The sequence below is a fragment of the Methylophaga sp. UBA2689 genome, from assembly GCA_002354555.1.
Classification (GTDB): Bacteria; Pseudomonadota; Gammaproteobacteria; order Nitrosococcales; family Methylophagaceae; genus Methylophaga.
The window spans coordinates 42728-45809 of the sequence record DELT01000032.1; the positions used below are offsets into that span (position 1 = coordinate 42728).

At 47.7% G+C, this 3082-nt stretch carries 4 protein-coding genes; 3 read left to right on the top strand and 1 reads right to left on the bottom strand.

Features of this window, described 5'->3' with window-relative positions:
• The 3 genes from B3M51_RS03480 to dapB all read left to right on the top strand — a co-directional run.
• Window positions 1–474: Hsp70 family protein (locus B3M51_RS03480; RefSeq protein ID WP_292756859.1), on the top strand; the 474-nt coding region annotated here is incomplete at its 5' end.
• 81 nt (window positions 475–555) lie between these two features.
• Window positions 556–1668, top strand: coding sequence for a molecular chaperone DnaJ (gene dnaJ, locus B3M51_RS03485; RefSeq protein ID WP_292483396.1), 1113 nt, complete (start codon window positions 556–558; stop codon window positions 1666–1668).
• A gap of 85 nt (window positions 1669–1753) precedes the next feature.
• A complete protein-coding gene (gene dapB / locus B3M51_RS03490; protein ID WP_292756861.1) occupies window positions 1754–2563 on the top strand; it encodes a 4-hydroxy-tetrahydrodipicolinate reductase in 810 nt (269 codons plus the stop codon).
• On the opposite strand, the gene B3M51_RS03495 is transcribed toward dapB, so the two are convergent.
• Window positions 2564–3082: tetratricopeptide repeat protein (locus B3M51_RS03495; RefSeq protein WP_292756863.1), on the bottom strand; the 519-nt coding region annotated here is incomplete at its 5' end. It abuts the gene before it with no gap.

The window sequence follows — 3082 nt, forward strand, 5'->3', positions numbered from 1 at the left end:
CTGAACGTGTCTGCTAAAGATAAAGCGACAGGTAAAGAGCAATCCATTGTGATTAAAGCTTCCAGCGGTCTGTCTGACGATGAAGTTGAAAAAATGGTTAAAGATGCTGAAGCGCATGCTGATGAAGACCGTAAGTTCCATGAACTGGTCACAGTACGCAACCAGGCAGATGGTTTGATTCATGCGACCAACAAATCACTGAGTGATCTGGGTGATAAAGTGGAAGCGGATGAAAAAGCCAAGATTGAAGCGGCCATTGAAGAGTTGCAACAAGCTCTGAAAGGTGAGGATAAAGCGGATATCGAAGCCAAAACCGCTGCGTTGTCAGAAGCTGCAGGCAAGTTGGCTGAACGTGCCTATGCTGAAAATGCAGAAGCAGGTGAAGGTGCTGCAACAGATGACTCAGCAGCACAAAACGATGATGTGGTAGATGCCGAATTCGAAGAAGTCGATGACGACAAGAAAAATTCATAATCTTTCACACAATTAACTAAAAACAGGCGTAGGCATTGAGCTTGCGCCTGTCTTGTTTAAGAGATACAAGAATAACTAAACATGGCCAAACAAGACTATTACGACCTTCTTGGTGTATCGCGCACTGCGACAGAAGCTGAAATCAAAAAAGCATATCGTCGTATGGCGATGAAATATCATCCTGATCGTAATCCGGATGATGCAACTGCTGAAGCCAGGTTTAAAGAGGCTAAAGAAGCTTACGAAATTCTGTCTGATTCCCAAAAACGCGCCGCTTATGACCAGTTTGGTCATGCTGGAGTAGATAACAGTGCTGGCGGTGGCGGGTTTAGAAGTTCAGGTGGCTTCAGTGATATTTTTGGCGATGTATTTAATGATATTTTCGGCGGTGGCGGTCCGGGTGGACAAAGCTTCCGTGGTGCCGATTTACGCTATCGCCTGGATTTGACGCTGGAAGAGGCGGTATCTGGTACGACTGCGAAAATTCGCATTCCTGTCAATGTTGAATGTAAAACCTGTGATGGTTCCGGAGCCAAACCTGGCACACAGCCCGTTACCTGTACGACCTGTGGCGGACATGGTCAGGTACGTATCCAACAAGGCTTTTTCACGGTGCAGCAGGCTTGTCCGCATTGTCGTGGAACGGGTCAGATGATTCAGGATCCTTGCCATGACTGTCATGGACAAGGCGTCGTACAAGAGCATAAAACACTCTCAGTTAAAGTACCCGCCGGTGTTAACACGGGTGATCGTATTCGTCTTGCTGGTGAAGGTGAAGCTGGAAGCCGTGGCGCCCCAGCCGGTGATTTATATGTCGAAGTTGCGGTTAAACGTCACGATGTATTTACCCGTGATGGTAATAATCTGTTTGCCGATGTGCCAATCAGTTTCACTACGGCCTGCCTCGGCGGAGAACTGGAAGTTCCTACATTACAGGGTAAAGCCGTACTGAAAGTGCCTGAAGGTACGCAAACCGGCCAGCAATTCAAGATGCGCGGTAAAGGTGTCAAATCAGTCCGCACCGGTGAAGTTGGCGATTTAATGTGTCGCGTAATTATTGAAACGCCGGTTAAGTTATCGAAAAAACAAAAAGAGTTGTTGCAGGAGTTTGCTGAAACGATGGAAGGCTCCGGGGCAACCCACAGTCCAAAACACGAATCGTGGCTTGATGCTGTAAAACGTTTTTTTGAATAAGACATTTGCCAATAGGAAGCTGACTGGGCTATTTTTGCCAGCCAGCTTTTTTATTTTCTGATTTACCGCCATAAGGATATTAAACATGGCTATTAATATTGCTATTAACGGTGCCGCTGGCCGCATGGGTCGTTGTCTTATTCAAGCTGTCACTGAAACCGAAGGCTTGCAGCTATCCGCTGCTATTGATCGACCGGAATCGTCATTAATTGGTGTGGACGCTGGTGAATTGGCTGGAGTCGGTAAATTAGGTGTGGTGTTGTCAGCAGATCTTGAACAGGCAACTCAGCAATCGGATGTGATTATAGATTTCACTATCCCTGAGGCCACTATGGCACTTCTGCCGTTATGTGCAGAGAATCAGTGCCGCCCGGTGATTGGTACAACGGGTTTTGATGAAGCACAAAAACAGATTATTCAACAAACAGCCGATCGCATTGCTACATTACTCGCGCCAAATATGAGTGTTGGGGTGAATTTATCACTGAAATTACTTGATATGGCTGCGCGTGTTTTGGGTGATAGTGTTGATATTGAGATTATAGAAGCCCATCACCGTCACAAAGTGGATGCGCCTTCCGGTACTGCTCTAAGAATGGGGGAAGTGGTTGCAGATGCTTTGGGCCGCGATTTAAAAGAGTGTGCTATTTATGGTCGTGAAGGACGTACCGGCGAACGCGATCGTAATACCATTGGTTTTGCGACAGTCCGCGCTGGAGATATTGTCGGCGATCACACAGTGTTATTTGCTGCCGAAGGTGAACGGGTCGAAATTACCCATAAAGCATCAAGCCGAATGACTTTTGCTTATGGTGCGATGCGTGCATCGAAATGGCTGATGGATCAGAAAACCGGTCTGTTTGATATGCAGGATGTGTTAGACCTGCGGAATTAATTAATAGCGGGCGGCCTGTTCGCGCGCTGCTTTGGCGCCAGCCTTATCACCCTTTTTAGTGCGAATATCCGCCAGTAATAACCAAAAGCGTTTCAGCTCGGTGCTATCGCCTTGTGCATACGACACGCCTTTTAAAGCAACTTGTTCCGCAAGGCGAAAATCTTCCAGTTCATAGTGTGCTTTGGCTAACTGATAATAGACTTTTGGATCGCTGGGGGCGATACGTTGGGCTCGCTGCAAACGTGATTGCGCTGCCGACATGTTTCCCTGTTGTTGATATTTTTCTGCATCACTTAATAACGCCAGCACTGCAGGGTTGGTTGGTGCCGGAGCGGGTTTAGTGGCGGGTATATCAGTGCCTGTCGATTCGCCCGGTGGAAGTGGCATGGCTTGTGGATTAGCCTGCTGGCTTGGCACAGGACTGGTTTGTGCTGATTCAGTTGTTGGTGAAGATACGGGTACATCTCTGCTCTCCACCGCAGGTCTTTGGCTGACCGGTGTGGTACTACAGGCAGATAA